This window comes from Ignavibacteria bacterium (genome assembly GCA_016707005.1).
Lineage (GTDB): Bacteria > Bacteroidota > Ignavibacteria > Kapaibacteriales > Kapaibacteriaceae > UBA10438.
On the sequence record JADJIQ010000005.1, the window covers coordinates 1,212,754 to 1,238,940 of the forward strand.

Below are 26,187 nucleotides of genomic sequence, written 5' to 3' on the forward strand. Positions count from 1 at the left end.
AGACCCCCCGTTAGAAGAAGATGTGTAGTTGAACAGCCCAGCGCGTGCTTGCGCCTTCTTTGTAGGTGTCCCAGATCCGGTATTCCGGACGTAGCTCAACATAGGGCAGCACAAAGAGCTGCGAGCCAAGTACCACGGCATTTGCGTTCACAGTTCCGGGTGCTTGTGTTTGATCGGTAAAGTACCTCTCGTAGCGCACGTAGACTGATGCTGCAGAAAGAACCTGATACATCAACTCGGCCATGAAATTGCGAGAGGTGATCACGTTTGATTTGTTGGTGATCGTATAGTCCATCATCAACGAAGCATGATCACTCCAACCCACACTTGCAAACGTGCTCACCATGCTGAAGTCATTGTTCACAAGAACGGATGCGCCAACGGAGGTGTTGATGAGGTCATCGGCGAAACGATCCCAATACACGGCACGTGCTGACACCGTGGGAGAATTTCCGGTGATCGCAGAGCCCCCTTGAACACCATTGCTGAGCTGCATTTGCGAAAGACCTTCAGATCCGAAAACGCCGGCTTGGAGTGTGAGCCAGCGCATCCCTTCGTACGTTATTTCAGCCCCATACTCGGACCAGTCCGGCGCGAGATAGGTCTGACGTGTTGTTGCGGTAGAGTAGCTGTATGAAGCCATCGTGTGATCATCGTATCGAGAACCAATGGACGGACGCATCAAACCAACACGAAATGTTGGCCACGTTATGTCGGGCTGGAAGAGAACGGAATATGCTCCAATGCGCTGTCCGGGATAGACGATCCGCGTATCGGTGTTCGGACCCTGTCTGAGTGCTGCAAGGTTGAACGACCCTTCGATCGTAACAGCTTTGACCGGAGTGAGAGCAGCATAGAGGGCTGCTTGCATTGGAAAGTACTTTCGTTCAGCACCTTCCGTGAAAGCCCGCGCCGTCTGAAGACGAAGGTCCATGCCGAGTGTGAGAAGCCCGCCAAAGAACTGATTCGGTGAATCGCCAGACGTCATCCACTTGATAGCGCCAAGATCATTTGGTACGATACACACATCGTACCAGCTATACCAACCGAGCTCATTGCGGAGTCCGCCACCACTGGGTGCTACGTGACAGTTTGAGCACCGATTCCCGGTAAGAGCGGAGAACTGTGGTATGGCACATGCAGACCCTGTTGCGAGAACGAGGAGGAAGACAAAAAGAAGCGATCTCATCATGCAGGTATTCAGGATCGTGCGATAAGGATGAACTCAAGGATCGTTGTCGGGGCCGACGTTGAATCCGTTGCCTTGAACGTTCGCGTTTGCAATTGCTTCACCACTCCAAGGTTCGGCGCTAACCATACTTCGTCAGAGAACGATGTTGTTCCTTCCGGTGCATCGGTTGACGATGCCATACGGACATGAGCACATGACCGCAAGGTGCCGGTAGTTGTTACAACATCGGCCTTCATCGTCTGAATCACGTAGGTGTTGCTCTCCACCGATCCAAGGTTCTCCCGAAGGATAAGTCGAGTTCCGGGTGAAAGGGGCTCTGCAAGACGCCTTCTGCCGATCGTGTCGGCCAAACGTTCGTACATGATCAGGTCCCGAGGACCAACCCATTGATATGTGGTGTCGGTAAGACGCACCTCACCATTGGTGATCGTCTCCCGTTTCACGGCGATACACCGCAGGGAATCACGAAGCAGAAATGCCGTGTCCACCACGGTGTATCGATAGTCCGATCCCACCGTCACAACCGTATCTCCGGAAGATGAGATATCGCGGGTTGTGAAGCGTAGAGTTACAGAACAGCCCAGCCTCTTCTCAAGCGTATAGTCTGCCAGACCATACACGTCATTGCCTGTATCCGTTGGCGGAGCAGGAGCCGGATCTGTACTGCATGCTGCAAGAACGATGCAGAGACAGGTGGTACAGAAGATGAAGGCAGGTCGCAGTGTGGTCTACTTCAGTTTCACGGTTGTTACGCAACGCTCGAAGAGCGGAAGGTAGACGGCTTGCTCTGGCTTGTACCAGTTAAGGGTGATGCGGAACATCTTGTTGCCCTTGACGGTGAAGTAGGCGCGAGCAGCCACATTGGCGGCAGGATTGTAGTTGAAGTAGTAGGCTTTTTGACCATTGATCGTTGCGGCTACCTGGCCAGCCCCTTGATAACGAGCCTTGTTCTGCTCAATGATCTTGTTCAGATCGTTCTGCTTGCTCGCATCGAAGACGTCCACTTGGATCGTACAGTCAAAGCGCGATCCGAGGAAGCTCATAGAGGACAGGCCGGAAGACTGACCCTTCTTGCCTTCAAAGTTCTGTGGAATCTCGATCGAGAAGTCTGGCGCATTGTAGGAGCGAAGAGTATCGGACGGCGGCTCCGGACCTGTAGGCGTTGATGTTTCGGTCTTCGCAACCACCGCAGGGCGTTGCGCCAGCTTCACCGATGCAAGGATCTCTGTGAATTCCTTCTGATAGTCTTCGAAGGTCTTACCGAACGCTGCTACCGTTACGATGGTCACCAACGAGTCGTTCTCAGCGAAAAAGGATTCGAGCTGGAACTCTCCGTCTGCTTGATCGAATTTTACGGAAAGCTTCTTTGCCGGCTTACCGCCAAGTGTTGCTTGAGAGATCGTGTACCGATCGAGATCATCCTCGAATTCGAGCTTGGAGCGCTTGATAATCGTGTCGATCGACGGATTGGTGCTGTCGATCGGGATCACGCGGAGTTCGATCTTGCCGCCACCTTCGCCCTTGCCGAACTTCATGAATCGGTTGCCGATGGTTGGCGTAGTAGTGGAGACGATAAGATCTCCCTTCCGTGTCTGCTTGAACCAGTTCGTTGGAACCTTCATTTCGAAGAGTCGGATCTCATCCTTGACGAGTTCCAGCCCTTCGATAGGTACCGGTTTTGCCTTGTATGAACAGCCGGACAGTGCGATGATGCCAGCGAGTGCCAGTGCGGTCAAGCGTGGAAAGGTCATGTTGTCAGTCTCCAAAAGATGTTTCGTATGCTAGTTATTGAGGGCGCCTTCTTTTACCCACTGACGCATTCCTTGCACCTGAGCAGAAGAAACGCGCTGTGGGAGTTCGCCAACCGGATGGCCAAGCTTGCCTTCGAGAACCTGGATCACTGTGCTTTCCTCAGGACGTCCGGGGACAATGAGATTTGGTCTGTCTGAGATCAATGCTGAATATGACGTGAGACGGATGCCCCCTGCAGCAGAGATGTCGTTATGACACCCACCATTGGCGCATGTTACTGTGAGGAAGGGTAGTACCTGTCCTCTGAAGCGCACGTTGGAATCAGGAAACACCACATCTTGCGGTTGAGTTACAGTAGCTCCATTGCATCCCGAGAATGCAAGAACACAGAGAAAGGCCGATGTAGCCATGTACCCGGCGTGCATCAGTAGCTCTCCTCCGGACCAGGGAAGTCATGACCTCGTACGTCCGTCACGTACCGTTGTACCGCCGATGTCATCACTTCGTGGAGTTCGGCATACCGCCGAACAAATCGAGGTCTGAATTCTGTGGACATTCCCATCATATCTGTCCAGACGAGAATTTGCCCATCACAGTGCGGTCCCGCTCCGATGCCGATCGTTGGCACCGTAGTGATCTTCGTTACCTCAGCGGCAAGTGCCGTAGGCACCTTCTCGAGGACGATGGCAAATGCTCCTGCTTGTTCTAGCGCAACAGCATCGCGAAGGATCTGCTCTGCTTCTTCGGGTGTAGCACCACGCTCCTTATACGAGCCGAACTGATGGATGCTTTGCGGGGTAAGACCAAGGTGACCCATGACAGGGATGCCGTTCTCCGTCATCAAACGGACGGCTTCAAGGACCCGCTGGCCCCCTTCAAGCTTCACTGCACCACTACCGGCCTCCTTCATCAACCGTCCGGCATTTCGGAACGCTTCCTGCGGAGAGACTTGATAGCTCATGAAGGGCATATCGGTAACCACAAGTGCATGTTCTACAACGCGGACCACAGCCTGCGTGTGATAGATCATGTGTTCGAGCGTAACGGGGATCGTTGTGTCGTGACCTTGGATCACGTTCCCAACAGAATCTCCAACGAGAAGAACATCCACTCCAGCACTGTCAAGAATACCTGCGGTGATCGCATCATATGCCGTTAGGCAGGCAATGGCTTTCCCCGCTGCCTTCATGTCAATGAGGCGGCGCGTTGTTACGCGTTTTCGTGTGGTTGGAGTTACGGACATGTAGTGTACCCGACGTGAGGGGCAAAGATAGCCGTCAGGCCGCTTCCCGGCGTTATCTTATCGTCATGTTTGAACCTGTGGTCTCCCTTCGCTCGCTCCGTGTGGACGTCCCCCCGGGTAAGGTGGTGACGTTCATTTCCGATGTCCACCTCGGTTATGGGAGCCGAGACCGGGATAGAACGCGAGAGGACCTGCTCCTGCCCATCCTGAGATCCTGCGCCGAAACTTCGGCCCATCTGTTCATAGTGGGCGATCTTTTCGACCTCTGGTTCGACTACAATACGGTCATTCCCCGCTGGCATGTTCGGACCCTTGCAGCCCTTCAAGAGCTGAGGGCAGGGGGCTTGCCCGTCTCCTACTTGATCGGGAATCACGATTTCGGTCACCACACGTATTTCCGAGAAGAGCTTGGGATTGAAGTGGATCTGGGCGATGTTTCGGCAACGATCAACGGAACGCGGGTCTATATCAGTCATGGAGACGGCAAGGCACACCAGGATACAGGATATCTGGTCCTTCGATCGGTGCTCCGAAACCGCTTCGCACAGTGGCTCTACAGGTGGATCCACCCTGATTGGGGTATTGCTCTGGCCTCTAGGACGTCCCATGGCAGCCGCGATCACACGTCGGAAAAGGACTATGGTCCGCACGATGGTCTACGGGACTTTGCCCTGGCAAAGATCGATGAAGGATACGATCTCGTTGTGATGGGTCACCGTCACCACGCAAACGTCCTCACCCACGGCAACGGAACCTACGTGAATCTTGGCCACTGGCTTGGAAACGGGGCTACGTACGGCGTTTTCTCCCCTGAAGATGGTTTCCGACTCATTGAAGTTCAGCCCAAGGCCACCCCGTGAGCTGCTGAGCAGTATTTTCGCATCACACAATTGCATGACACGAATCAAGGGAGAGGCGGCATGAAAAAAGTAGGTCTATTGTTCGGAATGGAACAGACGTTTCCGCCGGCCTTGGTAGAAGAGATCAACCGGCGCGACCAAGGAGTTGCCGCTGAATTCGTGAAGATCGGTGGGATCACGCTCGAGACATTGTTCGAATACGATGTGATCCTCGATCGTATCTCCCAAGACGTTCCGTTCTACCGTGCAATGCTCAAGGTTGCCGCTCTCAATGGCGTGCGCGTTGTGAACAATCCATTTTGGTGGTCGGCAGACGACAAGTTCTTCAATTATGCCGTTGCCGATAAGGCCGGTATCCCGGTTCCGAAGACCGTCCTTCTCCCAAGTAAGAACCATCCGCCTGATACAACGGCCGACTCCTTCCGCAATCTCATGTTCCCGCTCAACTGGCAGGACATCTTTGACTACGTTGGATTCCCATCGTATCTCAAGCCGTTTGATGGAGGGGGCTGGAAGCACGTTTATAAGGTTGACTCCATTGAAGAGTTCTTTACGGCATACAGTGAAACAGCAGACATCGTGATGACGCTTCAAGAAGGCATCGACTTCACAGAATATTATCGTTGCTACTGTATCGGCAGAAAGCATGTCCATATCATGCCGTATGAGCCGCGCAATGCACATCATCTTCGGTATAAGGCCGACTTCGCGCCGACGCCAGAGATGCTCAAGACACTTGAAGAACTCTGCTTGAAGATCTGCAACATCCTGGGCTATGACTTCAATACGATCGAGTTCGCCGTTCGTGATGGCATTCCGTATGCGATCGACTATATGAACCCGGCTCCGGATGCAGAACGTGCTTCGGTACAAGAAGAGAACTTCCAGTGGGTGCTCAATACCACAGCAACGTTCCTCATCGATCTGGCAAAACAGGGACGTCAGGTCCCAACAGAATTCCATTGGAGCAACTTCATCGGCACCGGCGGAGCAAAGAAGAAGAAATAATGGCTCGCCCAACGTTCGCTGGTCTGGTCCGATCGTTCCGTGCCATTCAGCGGTCGTTCGACCAAGAATCAATAGCCGAGCAGGAGAAGATCCTCCTCGCTCTTTCATCGATGCCTTGTGGTACCGTCACTGCTGTGATATTGTACCACGAGGCATTGTTGTATAGTGTCGCCTATCCGGGTTCAAATGTGGTTCGCACGCTGGCAGAGATCGAACTTCAGCGAGTTGCTCTTCACGTCTCCACACGGAAAGGCGCAGACCGACTTCACTACGAGAACAGCACGATCGCCGGTGCACCGGTAAGAGTGCCGTTCAGTCTCACGCTCAATAAGTGGTTGGTGGAGAGATTCCCGGCAGACACACAACTTTCCACCGAAGGTGTGAATGAGTCGGTTCTTGTTCAAACACTCGTGAACCTCTTTGATCCCGTTGAACAAGAGATGTTGCATGCCGGAAAAACGGCGTGGGCGTATTGGTCGGAACACATGACAGGTGCAGGCGGGAACAAACAGCAAATGAAACGATGGATCGTTGAGATGACGGACCGACTTCCCGGAAGCACGGCCCTCAAGGAGTTCATCTTTGGTCAGTTCGCAACCACAACTCTCTGGTCAACACACCCAAACTCGCCAACTCTAACATCCGGCAGAGCGAACCACGGAGCCCCCTTCATCCATACACACGGGCTTCAACGTTCTGTTGATCTGACTGCACACCTAGCATCGAAACCTCGACGCATTGACCTCACACTTCAACAGCAGACACATCTTGTGGATGTGGCTCGTGGTGTTCTTGCTTCGATGCAGCGAGAGACGGATCCTGTTACTTTTTCGCACGTTGGTGAAACTGAGTACTACGACATGGGTAGGGGGCTGGGCATTGCTCTGTATGCTATGCAACCCGACATGAAGATGGCGCTGCAGAGCTACATCGGATTCATGGCCTTCAAGAACGATGTCCCCTGTGCCTACGGCGGTGGATGGGTGTTGAACAACGAATCGTTCTTTGGCGTGAATGTCTTTCCGCCGTTTCGTGGTGGTGAATCCGCTGTGATCGTTGCGGATCTCCTGCGACTCTACCATCATGCGTTCAATGTTCGTGCCTTTTGCGTTGATCCCTACCAGATCGGCTATGGAAACTCCGACGGGATCAAGTCGCGTTCGTTCTGGTTCTACTACCGACTCGGATTCCGTCCGGTGGAAAAGGACCTCGCTAAACTTGCTCGCGATGAATACAAGAAGATGTCGACAACGCCTGGCTATCACTCTCCAAAGGACGTGCTGCTGACGTTAGCTGGTGCAACAATGCGATGGGTCTACGGATCCGCAGACGTTGCCGTACCGCCTTCAGCGGACCGACTCGGCGATCTTGTTACGAAACACGTGAACTCTTGCTACGATGGCGACCGTCAAGCAGCTCTTCGCGATGGGCTTCGCAAGCTTAACGCACGTACAAAGAAACGATACTCCGCTTCGCACCCCATCGCTCGTATTGTTGTGCTACTACATGCAAGCGGTTATCTTGACCGAGCAACACCTGCGCGTCTTAACGCCCTCGCAGATGATTATCGTTTGAAGTCCACAAGCGAACGAATGTATGTGCTTCGTTCCCAACGTTACCATGCTCTGTTCGACGCACTCGGCGTTGCAGAGCGTACCCTTTGATCACCACTACTCCGTTCGATCCATGACACTCCTTCTCGACGGTTCATCACTTACGATCGACGACCTTGCTCGTGCAGCTCATGATCTCACTTCACAGGTGGCTCTCACGGACGATGCGCGCAGACGCGTGCAGGAGTCTCGCGCGGCGGTTGACCGATGGATCGCGGAATCGCGCATTGTATATGGAATGACAACCGGATTCGGTGAGTTCGCCAATGTCTTCATTCCGTTAGAGGATGTAGAGAAGTTGCAGGAGAATCTCATCATCTCGCACAGTGCTGGGATGGGCGAGTTGTTGCCTGCCGTGGTTGTACGGGCAATGATGATCCTCCGTATCAATGCGCTTGCAAAGGGATTCTCCGGCATCCGCGAGTCTACGCTTGATGCATTGATCGCCATGGTCAACGCCGGTATCGTACCCGCCATTCCAAGTCAGGGCTCTGTGGGTTCGAGTGGTGACCTGGCGCCCCTTTCCCATCTCGCACTCTGTCTGATCGGCAGAGGGGAGTGTGTTGTGGATGGTGTTCGTGAGTCGAGCGCCGATACTCTGCAACGTCACGGCATCACACCTGTGCGCTTAGCGGGAAAAGAAGGACTGGCGCTCATCAACGGAACGCAGATGATGTGTGCGTATGGTGCCCTGACGATCCACCGTGCTCGCAATCTTGCTGCATGTGCTGATATCGCCGGTGCACTGTCTCTCGATGCACTGCGAGGGACGGATAATGCCTTTGATGAGAGACTTCATCGTACGAGACCACATCCCGGACAACTCATCACGGCCAAGAACCTGCGCACACTTCTGAAGGGAAGTGAGATCCGTGATTCCCATAAGGTAGGTGACGGAAAGGTGCAGGACGCCTATAGTCTGCGCTGTATGCCGCAGGTCCATGGGGCCACGCGAGACACCATCACCTATGCAACCACGGTGATCGAACGAGAGATGAATAGCGCCACTGATAATCCGCTCATCATTGCTGATGACGATATCCATATCGAAGGTGGGAATTTTCATGGTCAGCCCCTTGCCCTTGTCCTTGATTTCCTTGCCATCGCTTTGTCGGAACTTGCCAACATCTCGGAACGTCGCACAGAGCGACTCGTGAATCATGCTCTAGGGGGCTTGCCACGCTTCCTTACACCAAACGGCGGACTGAACTCCGGAATGATGATCGCTCAATACACAGCAGCTGCGATGGTGAGCGAGAACAAGGTGCTGGCGCATCCGGCAAGTGTGGACAGCATCCCCACATCGGCAAACCAAGAGGATCATAACTCCATGGGCAGCATTGCTGCGCGGAAGCTTTGGACGATCGTTGAGAACGTGGAGAATGTGATCAGTATTGAAGTGTTGTGTGCGTCGCAGGGTGTTGGACTCTTGCGACCATTGCGATCAAGCGTCCCTCTGGAGAGTGTTGTGCATTGTGTGCGGGAACGTGTTCCGTTCGCTACTGAAGACCGCGTGCTCTATCACGATATGGAAGCAGTACGAGCTCTCGTTGCCAATGGTTCCATCGTGCGAGCCATCGGTATGGAACTCGATTCATGATCAAAGAACACCCGCTATGGCATACGTTACCGAGTGAGGATGTTGCATCAGCGCTTTCAACCTCGATAACCGATGGACTTTCGCATGAGGAAGCACGGCAACGACTCGATCGCGAGGGACCGAATGAACTGCCGAAGACTCGGGCTGAACATCCCTTCAAGCGTTTCATCCGACAACTCCGTGCTCCGCTCGTCTATGTGCTGTTGTTCGCAGGGGGCTTGACTATCTACTTCGGCGGACTTGCCGATGCATCGGTGATCCTCGGTGTTGTTCTCCTCAACGCTGTGATCGGCTTTGTCCAAGAGGGGAAGGCGATCGCTTCACTCGCTTCCCTGGCAAGCAGTGTGCAAGGAGTTGCAACGGTCATTCGTGATGGTACTCGTCATCGTATCGCGATGCGAGAGTTGGTTCCGGGTGATCTTGTCTCGCTCGAAAGCGGCGACAGAGTGCCAGCCGATATCCGACTTGTCTGGGTGAAGGATGCCGCCGTTGCTGAAGCCTCGCTCACGGGTGAATCTGTTCCCGTTGAGAAGTCAGAGTCTTTGCTCGACGAACGTACCGTCCTCGCCGACAGATCCAACATGACCTATGCCTCCACGATCGTCACGCGTGGAAGTGCACGGGGCATCGTTGTTGCAACCGGTACACGTACCGAGCTCGGTACCATCTCCTCTCTGTTGAGTGAGACAACGGAATTGGCAACGCCGCTCACGAAGCAGATCGAGAAGGTCTCGGTGATGCTCCTTTGGGCCATTCTTGCTCTCGCAGTGGTAACGTTCGTCGTAGGGATCCTCCGAGGCGGCGGACCGGTTGAGATGCTCTTGGCTGCGGTTGCATTGAGCGTTGGAGCCATTCCTGAAGGACTTCCCGCTGCCGTTACCATCATTCTTGCCATCGGCGTCAACCGGATGGCCAAGCGCAGGGCCATCATTCGTCGGTTGCCTGCTGTTGAAACTCTTGGGTCAACAACGGTGATCTGTAGTGACAAGACTGGCACGCTCACAGAAAATCAGATGACGGTGGTAAATGTTTCAACACTTGATGCAGAGTACAATGTTACCGGCACTGGCTATCACCATCACGGGGATATCCATCGTCATTTGCCTGGCGGAGAAGAAGTCCAGGTAACACATGTCGGACGAGATGTTGCGCTCCATGAAACCATCCGAGCAGGAGTTCTGTGTTCAACGGCAACGATCAAGGAGGATAAGGGGCAATGGGTGGCTGTAGGAGATCCCACCGAGGCGGCCTTGGTGGTCTTGGCGACTAAGGCATCCATCACACGCGACGTAGAGAATGAACTCATGCCGCTGGTGGACATGCTTCCGTTCTCCAGTGAGAACCAATACATGGCAACGTTGCACCGACACAACGATGGCGTTCGGATCTACATGAAGGGCAGCGTTGAATCCGTGGCGCAGCGGTGCGACCATATGCTTGGTCCGGACGGGGAACGTGTTCCCATCGACAGGACCCGAATTCATCGCGCAGCTGAGTCGATGAGTTCTCACGGGTGGCGCGTGCTTGCCTGCGCTCTGTCTGATAGCGATTCTCATAACCACACCATCTCTCACAATGATGTTGAAAGGGGCTTCTTGTTCTGCGGCCTTGTAGCGATGATCGATCCGCCGCGAGAAGAGGCACGCATGGCTATCTCTGAATGTCAGCGAGCCGGCATCATGGTGAAGATGATCACCGGCGATCATGCATCAACAGCGTCGGCCATCGCACGAGATCTTGGTCTGAAGGGACGAGAAGAGTCGGGTAAACTCCTTTCGCTTACCGGGGCACAACTCGCAGCGATGACCGGTGAAGAATTCGATGATGCTGCAGAACATGTAGCGGTCTTTGCTCGCGTCTCTCCCGAGCAGAAGTTGCGACTCGTTGAGTCGATGCAGCGCAGCGGGCATGTGGTTGCCATGACCGGAGACGGGGTGAATGATGCGCCGGCATTGAAGGCGGCGAACATCGGCGTAGCGATGGGGCAGAGCGGGACGGATGTTGCGAAAGAGGCCTCGTCGATGGTTCTCACCGACGACAATTTTGCAACCATCGTTGCTGCTGTAGAGGAGGGGAGGACGGTCTACGATAATCTGCTCAAGTTCATCGTATGGACCATCCCAACAAACCTCGGCGAGGGACTTGTGATCGTGGCCGCTGTTGCCATGGGAATGGAGCTTCCTATCCTTCCCGTGCAGATCCTGTGGATCAACATGACAACAGCGGTGATCCTCGGATTGCCACTTGCATTTGAGCCGATCGCTCCCGACACGATGTCGAGACCACCGCGCGACCCTAAAGCCCCGTTGTTCTCAACAAACCTTATCATGCGGACGTTCTTCGTTGGATCGATGCTCTTGCTTGCATCATTTGGTGTGTTCCTCTGGGAAGTGAAGACCGGTCACAGCCTTCCTCTGGCCCGTACATCAGCCACCAACGCATTCGTTGTGATGCAGATGTTCTACCTGTTCAACTGCCGAACACTCTCAACATCACAACCCACCTCGCTGTTTGCCAACAAGTACCTTTGGTACGGGACCGGGACCATGCTGATGCTGCAGCTGGCCTTCACCTACGTTCCATTCTTTAACGTGGCCTTCCATTCAGCGCCTGTTGGGATCACATCGTGGACCACCATTGCCAGTGGCGGAGTGATACTCTATCTCCTAGTGGAGTTCGAGAAATACGTGCGAAGGCGCTATCATGCAAGAGGGACATCGATGACGACGAAGTAGGCATCGGACGCCGCGGAGATCTCGATCGTATCACGGTCCACGATCCCTACTGCGTCACGTCTTGTAAGCACTGCGTCATCGATCTTCAACGAACCTTCGATCACAAAGACGAACATCCCTGATCCCGGAGCACGGCGTGTATGAACCACTGATGCGCCTGCATCAACCTTTGCGATGCTAAGCCACGCATCCTGATTGATCCACAGTGGCATTCCACTGTTCTTAGGACCAACAACGGTGTGAAGAACGTTGCGTTCCGCATCACCTATGTTCACCTGATCATAACGGGGCTCCACGTTACGTGCATTTGGAATGATCCAGATCTGCAGGAACTTCAATACGTCCGTTGCCGATCCATTGTATTCGGAATGGGTAAGCCCCGTACCTGCTGACATCACTTGAACATCACCCGGACGGAGACCTTCTTCATGCCCCATACTATCACGGTGCATGATCACGCCCTCGAGTGGGATGGAGATGATCTCCATGTTGTTGTGCGGGTGCGTCCCAAAACCTTCGCCAGGTGCAACAACGTCATCATTGAACACACGCAACATGCCGAAGTTCATTCGCTCCGTGTTCATGTAGTGACCGAAGCTGAACGTGTGATTTGTATCGAGCCATCCAAAATCGAAATGGCCACGGTCGGAAGCTTTGTAGATCATGGGTTACGGGGTTACGAGGTTACGGGGTTACGGGGTTACAAGTATCGGGCTTTAGCCCGATGTTACAGGGTTTTGAGGACGTGAACGTACTTCACGAATTTATCGAGGAGGGTGCGGTAGATCTTCAGTGTTGCTTCATCGATAAGGATCACATTTTCATCAAACTTGGAAGCTGCCTGCGTAACGAGCAATTCCGGTTTTGGCAGCACATGAGCAGCCATTCCGTGGAGAAGTCTACGTAGATCGGTCTGCGCACGAACGGAACCAAAATTTCCGGTACTCGCACCGATCACCGCCACAGGTTTCTCAGTAAAGGGGCGAACGGGCCCCCTCGATGCCCAATCAAGAGCATTCTTCAGGACGCCAGTGTAGGAGAAGTTGTACTCCGGTGTGGCTATCAAGACGCCATCCGCTGCTTCGATCTGTTGCTTAATAACTGCAACGGCCTCGGGAATTGACGAAACTTCGAGATCTGCGTCGAACAGCGGTATCTCTCGAATATTTGCATGTGTGAATGTAACTCCTTCAACACCAAGGAGTTCGGCGGTCCTAACAAGCCCCGTGTTATAGGACTTCTCGCGCAAGGAACCAGAGATCGTAAGAATGTTCATTGTGAACCTGTAGTGACGAATAGAAGGAAAGACGAAACAAAGATAGGGATAGTGTGTTGCAACACATAATGAATGCAGAACACAGAACAGCGAACAGCGAACAGCGAACAGAGAACAGCGAACTCAATGTAAAAATCGAATTCGCTGTTCTGTCTTCGCTGTTCTGTGTTCTGTGTTCGCTGTTCTGTGTTCGCTGTTCGCTATTCCTTGATGATCTGAGCTGTCCTCCTCCCCATCGCCGTATTCACGCTGGCCATGTAGGAGCCGGCGGGGAGGTCGCTGAGATCTACACGTTGTTCGATGGTGCCGTTTGTGGCAGTGACGTTCACTGAGCGGACGAGGGTACCGTTCATGTCGTAGATCTCAAGCTTGGCTGGACCGTTCGGAACGTTGCCTACGGTGATGGTTGCAGCATTACCGGACGGTGCCGGGGCTACCTTCATCTGACCAAGGGTGTTTCGGTTCTGACCGGGCTGACCATTGAGCGGGTCGTTGCCAAGCATTTCGTCTTCGATAGGGGGCATGGTGCCATCCCAAAGCACGAACTTGAGGGCTGCGTGTTTGCCGTCTTGTCCCATGAGCGGCAGACCCATTCCTTGTGGTCCGTGACCTTTCTTGCCACCACGACCCATTCCTTGATGTTCACTGCTCCAGGTCTTCATGATCTCCCGGGCTTTATCGCGCCAAGCTTCGATCTGATCCTCGTTCGTATCAAAGATGGAGCGGAGCTTGACCTTAGAGCGCTTGATGATAGGTTTTACGCCATCAATGATGTTCTCCATAGCATCGTGGTGCTTCTCCCGGAGGGCTTCCATCTTCTCATGCATTTCGTCTCTATCACCTTTCTTCATGGTGCCCTTGAGTGCCATCATGTCCTTGCGCATGGCATCCTTGAGTTGTTTTGCCTCTGCGCGATACTTGGCCAATGTTGCGAGGTCTTCGGAAGAAAGGCTGGCATCGTATTCTTGGTGCCACTTCTTGAGCGATGGGTAAACGTCGGCTTCAAACCATGTGCGCATATCACTGCGCAGGTCTAATGCGGCTGCTCTGCGCTCTGCCTTGGTCGGCTTGTCTTGTGCTTGGATGGGCTGTGCGGCAAGGACGATGAAGAGTCCGATAGCTGCGAGGAGAAGATGTTTCATGACTGATGCCTCAAGTGTTGTTCGTGTATTGCGGGCACTGAGACACAGATGGGGCTTCTGGGTTTAAGGCTATTCTGCCTCTATGGCGCGCTTCCTTGCGAGCACGGCCTGACGTCGGGGTCGGAGAGCCCCCTCTACAACCTTTCTCTGGAGGATGATCATCACTTCTGCGAGGGTATGGAAATGATGATGCGGTATGCCCTTGCGTGTGCATTCCGCTGCCAACGTGCCCTTGGCAAAAACGATGTCGGCATGTTCCACAGCACAGGAGTCTGAACGTCCGTCTCCCACATAGATGGCGATGTCATCGTCAGCAACACTTGCGATCACGACGTTGCGCTTGCATGACGCACAGAAACACGTACACGATTCGGTGGCTCCGGGAAAGGCAACGGTAAATGCTGTTCCATTCCAGACGAGAGTGTTGCACCACACCCGGAGTTCATTTCGCATTCCGCTGCGATCGAGAAGGGGCTCGATGTAGAGGTTGAATCCATCACTCACTACAGACACTGCGATGTTCGAACGGCGTGCCCAAGAAACGAGCGGAGCAAAACCGGCATCGAGTTGTTGTGCGAGCGCAAAGGCCGTTAGGGATTCGGGAGTGCAATCCGGACGAAGCAAAGCAACGGACCGCCGGTAGTATTCTGCCACGGAGATCTCGTTGTTCATCAGCTGCGTGTGGACTGGCTCGAACTCACCGAAGCGCTGAAACAGTTCGTTGCCTACGTCGGTCTGGGAGATCGTGCCGTCGAAGTCGAGGAAGAGATGAATGGCCATCTCGATCAGGCGTAGGTAAAGAAGCCCTTGCCTGCGGCCTTACCGGTCCAGCCGGCGCGCATCATCTGCTTGAGGAGTACACATGGACGGTAACGTTCCTGCTCATACTCTCTGCGGAGTCCGTCAAGGATGAGGGTCACAACGCCAATGCCGATCTCATCTGCCCAAGCTAGGAGCCCCTTTGGATAGTTCACACCCAACTGCATGGCCTTGTCGATATCCTCCGGCGTAGCTAGCCCTTCCATCACTGCGAAGGCTGCTTCGTTGATAAGCATGGCCAATACTCGTATCTGCACAAGCCCAACACGGTCCTCCACTCGTTCAACAGTGTATCCAAGTCGGTGAAGGAGTGCGAGTGCGTGCTGAACATGAACGTCTACGGTGTTGAGTCCGGCCGACATATCGATCGTCGTACTCGTGGTCATCATACTCGGCAGAAGGCTCACACCAACGATACGATTTGCAACGTTGGCGAGCATGCCAAGTTCTGTTGCGGTGTTCGTAAGAGCGCTGGCAATGACCGTTGCGCGCGGGTTCACCGAACTGGCCACTTCTACGGTGATCTTGCGGTCGAAATGAGCCGACACTGAAAGGTCGATGATGTGCGTGTACTTTCCGGCATTACCACGCACGTCTCCCACAACGCGGTCTGCGAACGGACCGTATTCGGCGGCATCTAGTGCCGCATCGGCTAACTGTTGATCAACAAGATCGAGTTCAACATCCAATTCGTCCATTTCATCCATGGACGGAAGAATATTGAACGGCACATCGTGTCGGTCAAGGATCCCGGCGAACTCCACTACGAAGTCCGTATCACCGGTGAGGAGTACGTTGAACGTCTCCCCTTCTGGCAGATTGTACACCGTCATAGGATGCGAAAGTACGTAGCTTCGCGTCATGACGAACCTCACAAAACGAATTCTTGTCGGCTTGGTGGGAATTCCCTCGGCCATTGGGATCGTATATATCGGTGGTTGGCTGTACGCCGGCGCGGTGATCATTCTTACGACGCTTGCCCTGCGTGAGCTCTATGGTCTGGCAGAATCCAAACACGCAGCCCCTAATGTTTCTCTGGGACTGGCCTGGAGCGTTGGTATGCAGATCTTGGTTGCAAAATCTGTGTTCACCTATCCGGGTGGGGAGGGAGCTCTTGGAGCTGCGATCGATGTTGCTGTTCTAATGGTCCTTGGAACCATCGTCACACTCGCAACGGAACTGTTCCGCAACAAACCGAATGCGCTTTTGAATACGGCATTGACGGTGTTCGGAGTATCATTCATAACACTTGCGTTATCGTGTTTACTCCTGTTGCGCCAGACCACCCATGACTCGTTTATCGGTGAGTGGGGCAACCTCGGTACGTCTCTAGTGGCCACGCTCTTCGTCACGATCTGGGCAGCTGATAGCGTTGCGTATTTCGTTGGGATGAGTATCGGCAAACACAAACTCTTCCCACGCGTGAGTCCAAAGAAGTCTTGGGAAGGGGCTATTGGCGGCCTCGTGGGTTCCACTGCCGCATTCTACGGCATGGCGTTGTGGATCATGCCTGAGCTGGATAGCGCGGCTGCCGCGGCTTGCGGTGCCATGGTTGGGGTTGTTGGACCGTTGGGCGATCTCGCAGAGTCATTGTTGAAACGTGATGCAGTGGTGAAGGACTCCGGCGGATTGCTTCCCGGTCACGGCGGAGTATTCGATCGGTTCGATTCCATGCTCTTTGCAGCACCGGTGATGATCATCATCGTGTATTACAAGAATATTGTCACTCTCTTTCTTCCCTGATGTTGGCTCACGTACACACCGGTGGTGGACATGGCGATCATGATCATCATCACGGTCATGGTCATATCCATGAACACCGCGACATTCGCCCCCTACGAATAGCAATGGCGTTGACCGCCACGGTCTTTGTTGCCCAGGTGGTAGGTGGGATCTTCTCCGGTAGTCTTGCTCTTCTCTCCGATGCCGGCCATGTGCTTGTGGATCTTGCATCCTTGCTCATCGCCTTCTTCGGACTGCGGCTTGCAGCAAAGGCTCGGGACCAGCACGATATCAAGTACACGTTCGGACTGCGTCGAATAGAGATCCTTGCCGCTCTTACGAATGGCTTCCTCCTGATCGGCATATGCATCTATATCATCGTTGAGGCTATTCGACGGCTCATTGATGCAGATACGCATGTACATGCAGAATCGATGCTTGCCATCGCCATCATTGGCTTCATCGCCAACGCCATCAGCGCAATGTATCTGCATCGTTCAGAGCACATCACCACTCGCAGCGCCTACCTCCATGTGATCACGGATCTTATGTCGAGCGGCGGTGTGATCATCGCTGCCATCATCCTCTCGATCACGGATTGGGAATGGATAGATCCAGTGATATCGATCCTCATCGCCCTACTCATTTCGAAGGGGGCTATCCGGGTTATTAAGGAGTCGAGTGTGATCCTCATGGAATCCGCTCCCGAAAACATCAATCCTGAGGAAGTACGGACAGCCATCGCATCGATCAACGGCATCACGAATGTCCATGACGTTCATGTGTGGCAGCTTACTCTCAACGACAATACCGCAACCGTACACGTTGTTTCGTCGAGACCAACCGATGATGTGGTTCGAGACGTACGCTCAACGTTGAAGGAGAAGTTCAACATCGAACACGTAACAGTTCAAGTCGAAAGCGATCAGCTCCATGCCGATGGCGAGTGTGGCGCATGTTAAAGCGCATCCTCGATCCCTGGTACCTTGCGATCGTGGTTTCAGCCATCACGGGGCTCCTTCTTTCGCTCCTCGGAGAGGGAAATGGGAACCTGCTTCGTGCGGGTGATGTGATCCTCAAGACGGGTCCGGCTACGTTCTTTGCTTGTTCCCTCGCCGAGCGCTATTTCGACGTGCTTCGGTCACGCCTGCTTCGCTGGGTGATGATCGGCGCGTTCACACTCCTAACCGCTACACTCATTCTCGAGATCATCGATCCCGAGTTGTTTGTGTCGCTCATTGTACTCCAAGTGATGTTGCTCGTTACAGAACAGATCGGACTTGCTGCAGCCTGCATCGGACTCACCCTCCCTATGGCAGCAAATAGCCTGCGCGTCCCATCAGGCCGTATTCGCGGCTACACAGCCATTGCCATGGCGCTGCTTATGGCAGCCACGCCATTCGTTGAATGGCCGGTAGGGATAGCGTGTGTGGGGTTGGTGGTAGTGGGGAGACTAGTTACTAGTTACTAGTTACAACACTTTCATCTCTACACGGCGGTTGAGTCTGCGGCCTTCTTCGGTAGAGTTTGTGCTGATCGGACTGGCCATGCCGAGCCCCTTTGTTGAAAGACGATCGGCGGCGATGCCTTTTTTGATGAGGTAGTCACGAACGGCATTGGCGCGACGAAGTGACAGATCGAGGTTGTCGCTCTTATTGCCAACGTTGTCGGTGTTGCCCGTGAGCATGATGGAAAGCTCGGGTTTTGTGCGAAGTACCTTGACAACGTTATCGAGTTCCGTGAACGACGTTGGTTCAAGATCTGCCTTTCCGCTTTCGAAGAGGATCTTTGTGAGGATGAAGGTCTTGCCACGTTCAACCTTGCCCGTAAATGTGCCTGCATCAGAGACGAAATTCTCTTGAATGAAGTAGCTCTGGTTGAAGGTTGGCAGTCCGAGTTGAGACCTGCCGGACTTCAACACAATGGCGTTGACAGTGAAGGTGCAGGCAGTGCCGGCGCTATCCGGCTGCTCAATGCGGGAGAGATGGTCGAGATCGAATCCGCTAACGTAGATCTTTCTGTCAGGGCCCAACTGCAGGCTACCACACCACGTTTCGGTTGTACCGATCTTGATCCCGGAGCGTTGTATGGACTCTGTTGATCCGGCGAGAAGATCATACTGCATTATGTTCTTTGCAGAGCCTGTGGAGATGTAGAGATACCTGCCGCTCGGACTGAATTCAATGCCATAGGTAAGCCCATCGTCGCCGGGAACAAGTACGATCGGGTTCTTTAGCACACCGGTTGCATTGTCGAAGTCGAAGAGGTCCACGATCTTCTTTGATTTAATCGCAACTGCTATCTGCGAACCATCCGCGCTTGATTTCAATGCACCGATCGTTGCATCCTCGCCACCATCATGTTTGGTCCCAACCATCGATACGGTGGGTTGCGTTGCAATGCCTGCTGCAGTGAGTAGATAGGCATAGAAAGCCTCATCGCCGATGCCGTGCACGATGAGCCAGGTGTCGCGACCGTTTCGATGGCGTACTGCAGTGAGTCGCTCCGTGACAACTGCTCGGATTGGAACGTTCTTTGTTGTGACCTCGCCTATGCCATTGTTCTTGCGGAGATCCACCTTGCTGTAGCAGAATCCACCCTTGCCACCCATCACATCAACGGTGAAGACATAACACAACATGGAGTCTGCGGGATCCGGCACGATCACGCCACTTTGTGTGCTGCTGGCATTTCCCTTCAATCCGGTGCCGTTGGGAAGGGGCTTGTGGTCCCTACCCCAGACCGTGACGCCGTCGGTATACAACATCAACGAACCGTTCTTATCGCTGAGCGTAGCACAGCCCTCAACGGTGTTCATCTGTCCATCCGTTATGGCAACCGGACCATCCTTTTCAAAGCGGAGGCCGGCCATGTTCCCGAAGTACCAGGTATTGCCCCCTCTATCCGTCTGAGCAACGAGAAATACCTGGGAGAAGATCACCAAAGCGAGACAGACAACGGAAGTGTTCATCCACAAATGTAGGGTCGAGGCCCCGTCTCGACCGAATCTTGCTATCTCTGCACGATCAAGGGGCGAACCGTTGCTCCGGAGATGTGTTGGAGTCTGACGTAGTAGTTGCCGGACGGAAGGGCGGATACGTCCAGTCTAATGGAAGAAGCCGTACCGTCATGCATGATCTCACCGGCAGTGGCGATCTGACGTCCGGTTGCATCAAAGAGTCCGATACTCACCCTGCCTTGCGGTGCAGAGAATCCAACCGAAACGAACGACGTTGCAGGATTAGGTGCGATGAACAACGCGCTTCCGGTATCGGCGAGCTGATCCATCACTGAGGTCGTAGAAGCCCCCTCAATGAGATCGAGTTTGCCGAAGTCACGGTTGAGAAGGGTGTTCACAGTGGACGGATCAACACAGAACCAATCACGCAAGAGTGTGGCATAGACACTGCGGAAGTCGAACTGCATCGGAACGTTGTCTTCAGTGGTAACGCTCTGTGGAATAGTTGGATTGTTTCCAAGTACACCGTTCTTGACGTTGGAACCGAAGAGGAAGACAGGTGCTGCAGCGCCGTGGTCAGTTCCACCGGAGCTGTTAGACTTTATACGACGTCCGAATTCGGAGAACGTCATGCCTACTACGCGATCTTCCACACCAAGGAGCTTGAGATCGTCTTGGAAGGCATTGATCGCAATGCTGAGTTGTTCGAGCAAGGTGCCGTGGGGAATCGGGTTGCCCGGACCACCCTGTGTCTGATACGAGTGTGTATCAAAGCCGCTGTGATTGACGATGTAGATGCGTGTCTTGAGTCCACCAGCGATAAGCTGTGCAACGATCTTGAGTTGGTCGGCAACAAGATTTGTCTTTGCCGCAGGGTAGAGTGTCGACTTGTTCTTTGCCCGTGCGGCTGCATTCTTGACAGGGGTTGCGAATCGCTCGATCTGTTGACCTACATCACGGATGTACCTCAACTCGGTACCTGCTCTGCGACCAACTCCCACAGGTGTGTTCTGATTGGTGATGTTGAAGTAGGAGTTCGGATCGGTGAAGGCCATGCCCATATTGGCCGTTGTGCCCTCAAGTCCGGGAGAGATCACGGATCCAACTTGGATGGCAAGCGGATCAGGCATAGATGCATTGGGGTAACCAAGGGGGAAGCCGGGATAGGCGTGTTCGAGATATCTCCCCATCCAGCCCGTGCTGATCACTTCTTCTGAGTCCGAGGCTGAAAGCCAGATGTCCGTTGATCGGAAGTGCGAGTAGTTCGGCGTTGGATATCCAACGGCCTGCACTACACGTACAAGGCCATTGTGATACATCTGCGAGAGCCCCGTCATCTGCGGATGGAGTCCGGCCTCATTGGTCAACTTCAAGACCTTTGCCTCTTCGATCGCAATGTTGGAACGTGCCGCAGTGTATTCTGCGTATTGATCCAACGGGATGAGCGTGTTGAGTCCGTCGTTACCGCCATTGAGCTGCACGAGTACGAGCACGCGATCTTCGCACGGTGCTGCATCGAGTGCGTCAAGGAGCGGTGATCGACCGAATGCTGTTACAGGAAGTCCATTCAAAAGAACGGGTAGTGCTGCTGCTGAGGCGCTGTTTCGTAAGAAGGTTCTGCGTTTCATTGGGTGCTCCTCAACAGACTTGATTTTCGGCCATGGCCAACATGAATTTTAAGAGGTTGCGCAGACGTGACTCCACAACAGCGCGCAGTGCTTCGTCATCCGGAGCCCCTTCCCATTGGGCCCATGCAGTAGACCAAGCGGTGGAGGGTTGACCTTCCAAGACGATGTCGACAAGTGCCTGACGTTGTTCGGGCAGAATTGCAACAGGGAAGAGGATGTCAGAGAGTTCGTCAACCAGCTTTGCAGGGTCTTGTGGGTCGCTCAGCCAGTCCTTGATCACGAAGACATCGGCGTAGGACTTTTCGTATGATTCATCGAGCTGGATGCCGTCCTTCATCAGGTCATTGGTGAACTTCACACGTTTCTGCAACGTGTCCGAGTTCACCCACATCTCATGGAACGTTGGAGCTTGATGGTAAGCAGGCCATCCCGCAACATTGGGTGGTGTAAGGATGTCCATTTGCATTGTACCCATTGTACGGCGCAGTGTCCGATAGGCCCAGTGCATGAGCTTCATATCATCCGGATAGATATCCGGCACATGGAACAACCTGATCGTGCCGATGACAAGATCGGCCGGTGTCTTTATGGCGCATCCGATACGCTCGTTGTCAAAGAAGTGTGCACTCATCAGGAGTTCTGAGAGTACCGGCTTGATCTCGAAGTCATTCGATCGAAGAGTAGTGGCAAGGGGCTCAATGATATCTCGTTCCGTCTCAGCCGTTATGACGTAGTCAACGAACCATCGGTAGAGTTTGCGGACGATCGCGCGTGCGGTCTCCGATTGATCGAAGATCATCGTGATAAGCTCGTCGATCTCCTGACGTGCGCCCGTTTCCGTGTTGCGTCCGGTGATCGTTCGGCCTCCGTAGCGTGCTGAGAAGGTCTTGGTACCTACATCGTGATTGCCTGCTGTGAACTTCGCAGAGATGCCGGACTGAACGTCCGACCATCCCGTGAGGACCCGAGCAGCTGCCTTTACGTCGGCTTCGGTGTAATAGGTGTAGTCGCCAGGAGCAACCTCTACACCCTTCCCGATGGTGAATAGTTCTTGAAGTTCTCTGCCGTAGTTCTCATTCGGCGACTTCTTCGTGTTCGTGTTTCCGCTGAGGTAGCGGAGCATGGCCGGATCGAACGTGATCTCGCGCACAAGGTCCTTCACGCTTCCTAGTGCTAGGTCGCGCAGGACAGTGTTCTGACGGTACATATACCGTGCGTCCTTCACCTGCTGAGAACCGGTTGAGAAGTGGTTGGACCAGAACAACACCATCTTCTCGCGAACCGAAAAGTTCTGATTCAACATCAGGTCTATCCACCACGTCTGCAGAAAGGCAAGTCGCACATTCTCTGCGCCGGATTCATAGGTGGACTCCGTCCAGGGCAGACCTTCAGCTACAGCCCCCGTCTTTAGGTACGCTATCGGCTCTGTAGGGGGCGATGTGGTCCCCAATAAGACGTTAACAGAGGCGGAAAGCCCCATGCCAAGTGCATTGGAAATGTCTGTCGGTGTTGCACCGAACATTGTTCGGCGCACAAGATGTGCAGCCTGAGCCCTGCCCCACGGGCCGGCATAGACAGGTATCGCCATGGTCTCCCTCTCCCCGGAACGAATTTTTCGAGTTATCGGTTCAAGAATACACTCCCGACGAACTGGTTACAACACGTTATATTCAACGAGTTGGGCGAGGCGAGGCCTCGCCCCTACCCCCGTAACCCCGTAACCCCGTAACCCCGTAACCCCGTAACCCCGTAACCATGTCTACCTACTACGACCCCAAAGACCTTGGAAAATTCGGCGAGATCGCCGAATTCCAACCTGCACTGGCTGAAAAGTTCTTCTCATGGTACGGCGATGTCTTTGCAGAGGGGGCTTTGACCCAACGCGAGAAGTCGCTCATCGCTCTGGCCGTTGCCCATGCGGTGCAGTGCCCGTATTGCATTGACGCCTATTCCACGGACAGTCTGCAGAAGGGTGCCACGGAGGAGATGATGATGGAGGCCGTACACGTGGCTGCAGCCATACGCGGCGGTGCGTCCCTCGTCCATGGCGTGATGATGATGAACAAGGTCAAAGAAGTGACGATGTAATCGAATGGCACAAGCAACCACTAGTTTACATCGACGCGGCGCCGACCTCGCCAACGCCGCGTTCCAGCTCAACGTTCTGCATCACGGCGATTCGGTAGAGAACCTCCCATCGTTCGCTGAAAAGCTCAGACCAAGCGGTTTGATGCCACTTCGCCCCCTATCACCGGAGATACTTCAGGTGAACGTGGGGAAGATGTGCAATCAGGCGTGCAAACACTGTCACGTTGATGCCGGGCCTGACCGAACGGAGATCATGTCGCGCGAGACCATGCATCAATGTTTGGACGTCCTTGCGCGCACGGACATCGGCACGGTGGATCTCACCGGTGGTGCTCCGGAGATGAATCCGGACTTCCGGTGGTTTGTGGACGAGATCCATGCGCTGGGTCGTAAAGTGATCGTGCGCTGTAATCTCACCATCATCGTTTCGAATCCGAAGTACCGAGATCTTCCGAAGTTCTATGCTGAGCGCGGAGTACACGTAGTATCATCGCTTCCGTTCTACGACGCAAAACACACGGACCGTCAGCGCGGTGGTGGTGTGTTCGATGACTCCATGGAAGCAATGCGTCTGCTCAATGCCGAAGGCTATGGAGTAAGGGGCTCTGGACTCGTGTTGGATCTCGTGTACAATCCGTTGGGTGCGTTGTTGCCTGGTCCACAAGCATCTCTTGAGAAAGAATTCAAACGTGTGCTTTCAGACAAGCACGGTGTTGCGTTCAATTCGCTGATCTGCATCACCAACATGCCGATCTCGCGTTTCCTTGAATACCTCATCGACAGCGGTAACTATGGTAAGTACATGGAGACGTTGGTGAATGCCTTCAACCCGGCAGCCGCGCTGAATGTGATGTGCAGGAATACGATCTCTGTGGGATGGGACGGACAGCTCTATGATTGTGATTTCAATCAGATGTTAGAGCTTCCTGTAGCATCATCCTCCAAGCATATCTCAACGTTCGATGTTGAAAAGCTCAATTCGCGAGCCATCGTCATTGATCAGCATTGTTATGGATGTACGGCCGGCGCCGGGTCCAGCTGCGGCGGACAACTGACGTAATGTCATCTCGAAACATCTGCATCATCATGTGCAAGGCCCCCGAGCTCGGGAAGGTGAAGACGCGCCTTGCCGCAACGGTCGGCGATGCGTCGGCGTTAGAGATCTACACAGCGATGTTCCAGCATATTCTTGGAAACATCCATGAAGCCCCCTGCGAGATCCTTCTTTGTGTAGAAGGTGATGAAGGGGCTCTTCCTTCAACGCACTATCATCGATATGCACAACGCGGCGATGGATTGGGCGAGCGCATCGTGAATGCGATCGTCGATGCAGGGCCGTTTGATTCTTGCGTTGTGATCGGCACAGACGCACCGTTCCTCGACGCGCACGTGATTGGTAACTCATTTACGCAATTGGAGTCCAGCGATGTTGTCATAGGCCCCTCACTTGACGGTGGCTATTACCTCATCGGCTTCAACGTAATGAACACAACCCTTTTCGATCGCATATCATGGAGCAGCGAACACGTGCTTCTGCAGACCATTGAACGTTGTAATGAGCTCGACCTGAAGCTGGTACTTCTCCCGTCGATGATCGACGTTGATACCGTTGGCGATGTTCTCTTGCTTGAAACAGAAGAAGAGCGTCACACATCGATCGTGCAGCGATTGCGTTCGATCATAACTGTGCTGTTCGTTGTGGTGTTGTGCTCAGCCCCCTTGTTTGCCGATGGCGGATGGATCCGGAAACAGGGAGAGATCTTTGGTAAGGTGTCGTACCAGATGCTTTCAACAACAAGCGCCTACGATCTTGAAGGTGTAAAGACCACCACGCCCAAGTATTCACTGTGGAGTGTTGGACTCTTTGCAGAGTATGGTTTGGTGAAGGATCTCATGATCGGACTCAATGTCCCACTTTATCGTTCTTCCACCGTTGAGAGTTACGGCACCGTAGGCGGCTTGGGAGACATGGGCCTTGATGTGCGCTATGGTATCGTTGGTGGAGACTGGCCGATAAGTGTCGGCGTTGGCATGGAGCTCCCAACAGGAGATGAATCCGGAGTGATCATCTCCGTTGGAGAACCCAACTGGAACATGGAAGACATCCATCTCCCAACCGGAGACGGAGAGCTCAACATGTGGCTCAACACCGGCGTTAGTCACTCGTTCTGGCCTACCGAGGCATTTGTCAGCTTCGATGCAGGATATAACGTACGAGCCTTGTCGGTATCTGATTACACGAAACAATTCGATAACGGTCAGTTTACAGATCAATATCGTGTGTCTCTGAAAGGGGGCTATAAGCCCCTTGACAAACTCTGGGTGACCTTGGCCCTCTACAGATTCGCTACTGCAGGCACAGCAAAGTCCGGACGCTTCACGTTCAACGGTCTTGGAGAGGGAGTTGAGTACAACGCCTGGGATCTTGGCCTGATCTATGAGTTCAATAATGTGTTAAGCTTTAGTGTTGATGTCTCAACGGCGTTCACTACTCCCCGTGCCATCTATGGTGGCGTGAATGTGTTTGCAGGTGTAATGTTCAAGATCTAA

24 protein-coding genes are annotated in these 26,187 nt (G+C 53.7%); 11 read left to right on the top strand and 13 right to left on the bottom strand.

Going from position 1 to position 26,187, the window contains the following annotated elements; translation table 11 throughout:
* Window positions 1-10 precede the first annotated feature (10 nt).
* The 5 genes from IPI29_13520 to panB form a co-directional block, all read right to left on the bottom strand.
* Window positions 11-1,189, bottom strand: a complete 1,179-nt coding sequence (locus IPI29_13520; GenBank protein ID MBK7413567.1) for a hypothetical protein — start codon at window positions 1,187-1,189, stop codon at window positions 11-13.
* An 11-nt stretch (window positions 1,190-1,200) separates the two neighbouring features.
* Window positions 1,201-1,812 carry a hypothetical protein gene (locus IPI29_13525; GenBank protein MBK7413568.1) on the bottom strand — a complete coding sequence of 204 codons (612 nt, stop codon included), beginning with the start codon at window positions 1,810-1,812 and terminating at the stop codon, window positions 1,201-1,203.
* A gap of 108 nt (window positions 1,813-1,920) precedes the next feature.
* Window positions 1,921-2,943: a hypothetical protein gene (locus tag IPI29_13530; protein MBK7413569.1), complete on the bottom strand. Its 1,023-nt coding sequence runs from the start codon at window positions 2,941-2,943 to the stop codon at window positions 1,921-1,923.
* Window positions 2,944-2,973: 30 nt separating this feature from the next.
* Entirely contained in the window at window positions 2,974-3,369 is a 396-nt protein-coding gene (locus IPI29_13535; protein MBK7413570.1) for a hypothetical protein, read from the bottom strand.
* Window positions 3,369-4,187, bottom strand: a complete 819-nt coding sequence (gene panB, locus IPI29_13540; protein MBK7413571.1) for a 3-methyl-2-oxobutanoate hydroxymethyltransferase — start codon at window positions 4,185-4,187, stop codon at window positions 3,369-3,371. The genes IPI29_13535 and panB overlap by 1 nt, the downstream gene beginning before the upstream one ends.
* Before the next feature lie 65 nt (window positions 4,188-4,252).
* Between panB and IPI29_13545 the strand changes: the two genes are divergently transcribed.
* From IPI29_13545 to IPI29_13565, 5 genes are read left to right on the top strand one after another with little or no spacing between them, the layout of a single operon-like run.
* Complete coding sequence (locus IPI29_13545) at window positions 4,253-5,047, top strand: UDP-2,3-diacylglucosamine diphosphatase (GenBank protein ID MBK7413572.1); 795 nt, start codon at window positions 4,253-4,255, stop codon at window positions 5,045-5,047.
* A 60-nt stretch (window positions 5,048-5,107) separates the two neighbouring features.
* On the top strand, window positions 5,108-6,055 hold the full coding sequence (locus IPI29_13550) for a hypothetical protein (GenBank protein MBK7413573.1): 948 nt from the start codon (window positions 5,108-5,110) through the stop codon (window positions 6,053-6,055).
* On the top strand, window positions 6,055-7,719 hold the full coding sequence (locus IPI29_13555; GenBank protein MBK7413574.1) for a hypothetical protein: 1,665 nt from the start codon (window positions 6,055-6,057) through the stop codon (window positions 7,717-7,719). Before IPI29_13550 ends, IPI29_13555 begins: the two co-directional genes overlap by 1 nt.
* A gap of 22 nt (window positions 7,720-7,741) precedes the next feature.
* The gene (gene hutH / locus IPI29_13560) at window positions 7,742-9,268 is read left to right on the top strand and encodes a histidine ammonia-lyase (GenBank protein MBK7413575.1); all 1,527 of its coding nucleotides are present in this window, start codon (window positions 7,742-7,744) and stop codon (window positions 9,266-9,268) included.
* Complete coding sequence (locus IPI29_13565) at window positions 9,265-12,003, top strand: HAD-IC family P-type ATPase (GenBank protein MBK7413576.1); 2,739 nt, start codon at window positions 9,265-9,267, stop codon at window positions 12,001-12,003. Before hutH ends, IPI29_13565 begins: the two co-directional genes overlap by 4 nt.
* Here IPI29_13565 and IPI29_13570 read toward each other — a convergent pair.
* From IPI29_13570 to IPI29_13590, 5 genes are all read right to left on the bottom strand, one after another.
* Complete coding sequence (locus tag IPI29_13570) at window positions 11,970-12,668, bottom strand: pirin family protein (GenBank protein MBK7413577.1); 699 nt, start codon at window positions 12,666-12,668, stop codon at window positions 11,970-11,972. The genes IPI29_13565 and IPI29_13570 overlap by 34 nt on opposite strands.
* A 62-nt stretch (window positions 12,669-12,730) precedes the next feature.
* Entirely contained in the window at window positions 12,731-13,279 is a 549-nt protein-coding gene (locus IPI29_13575; GenBank protein ID MBK7413578.1) for an NAD(P)H-dependent oxidoreductase, read from the bottom strand.
* A gap of 200 nt (window positions 13,280-13,479) precedes the next feature.
* Window positions 13,480-14,421, bottom strand: a complete 942-nt coding sequence (locus IPI29_13580) for a T9SS type A sorting domain-containing protein (protein MBK7413579.1) — start codon at window positions 14,419-14,421, stop codon at window positions 13,480-13,482.
* 69 nt (window positions 14,422-14,490) lie between these two features.
* Window positions 14,491-15,201 (bottom strand): MtnX-like HAD-IB family phosphatase, encoded by a 711-nt coding sequence (locus IPI29_13585; GenBank protein ID MBK7413580.1) that lies wholly within the window; start codon window positions 15,199-15,201, stop codon window positions 14,491-14,493.
* 5 nt (window positions 15,202-15,206) lie between these two features.
* Complete coding sequence (locus IPI29_13590; protein ID MBK7413581.1) at window positions 15,207-16,073, bottom strand: hypothetical protein; 867 nt, start codon at window positions 16,071-16,073, stop codon at window positions 15,207-15,209.
* Between the two features lie 28 nt (window positions 16,074-16,101).
* On the opposite strand from IPI29_13590, the gene IPI29_13595 reads away from it, so the two are divergent.
* From IPI29_13595 to IPI29_13605, 3 genes are read left to right on the top strand one after another with little or no spacing between them, the layout of a single operon-like run.
* Window positions 16,102-16,983 carry a phosphatidate cytidylyltransferase gene (locus tag IPI29_13595; GenBank protein ID MBK7413582.1) on the top strand — a complete coding sequence of 294 codons (882 nt, stop codon included), beginning with the start codon at window positions 16,102-16,104 and terminating at the stop codon, window positions 16,981-16,983.
* Window positions 16,983-17,924, top strand: coding sequence for a cation transporter (locus IPI29_13600; protein ID MBK7413583.1), 942 nt, complete (start codon window positions 16,983-16,985; stop codon window positions 17,922-17,924). The genes IPI29_13595 and IPI29_13600 overlap by 1 nt, the downstream gene beginning before the upstream one ends.
* Window positions 17,918-18,433, top strand: coding sequence for a hypothetical protein (locus tag IPI29_13605; GenBank protein MBK7413584.1), 516 nt, complete (start codon window positions 17,918-17,920; stop codon window positions 18,431-18,433). Before IPI29_13600 ends, IPI29_13605 begins: the two co-directional genes overlap by 7 nt.
* On the opposite strand, the gene IPI29_13610 is transcribed toward IPI29_13605, so the two are convergent.
* From IPI29_13610 to IPI29_13620, 3 genes are read right to left on the bottom strand one after another with little or no spacing between them, the layout of a single operon-like run.
* Window positions 18,434-19,933, bottom strand: a complete 1,500-nt coding sequence (locus tag IPI29_13610; protein ID MBK7413585.1) for an OmpA family protein — start codon at window positions 19,931-19,933, stop codon at window positions 18,434-18,436.
* A 41-nt stretch (window positions 19,934-19,974) separates the two neighbouring features.
* Complete coding sequence (locus tag IPI29_13615) at window positions 19,975-21,549, bottom strand: DUF1501 domain-containing protein (GenBank protein ID MBK7413586.1); 1,575 nt, start codon at window positions 21,547-21,549, stop codon at window positions 19,975-19,977.
* 10 nt (window positions 21,550-21,559) lie between these two features.
* Entirely contained in the window at window positions 21,560-23,137 is a 1,578-nt protein-coding gene (locus IPI29_13620; GenBank protein MBK7413587.1) for a DUF1800 domain-containing protein, read from the bottom strand.
* A gap of 167 nt (window positions 23,138-23,304) precedes the next feature.
* On the opposite strand from IPI29_13620, the gene IPI29_13625 reads away from it, so the two are divergent.
* The 3 genes from IPI29_13625 to IPI29_13635 are packed head-to-tail and all read left to right on the top strand — an operon-like array spanning window position 23,305 to window position 26,187.
* Entirely contained in the window at window positions 23,305-23,637 is a 333-nt protein-coding gene (locus IPI29_13625) for a carboxymuconolactone decarboxylase family protein (GenBank protein ID MBK7413588.1), read from the top strand.
* A gap of 4 nt (window positions 23,638-23,641) precedes the next feature.
* Window positions 23,642-24,697 carry an arsenosugar biosynthesis radical SAM protein ArsS gene (gene arsS, locus IPI29_13630; protein MBK7413589.1) on the top strand — a complete coding sequence of 352 codons (1,056 nt, stop codon included), beginning with the start codon at window positions 23,642-23,644 and terminating at the stop codon, window positions 24,695-24,697.
* Window positions 24,697-26,187, top strand: coding sequence for a TIGR04282 family arsenosugar biosynthesis glycosyltransferase (locus IPI29_13635; GenBank protein MBK7413590.1), 1,491 nt, complete (start codon window positions 24,697-24,699; stop codon window positions 26,185-26,187). Before arsS ends, IPI29_13635 begins: the two co-directional genes overlap by 1 nt.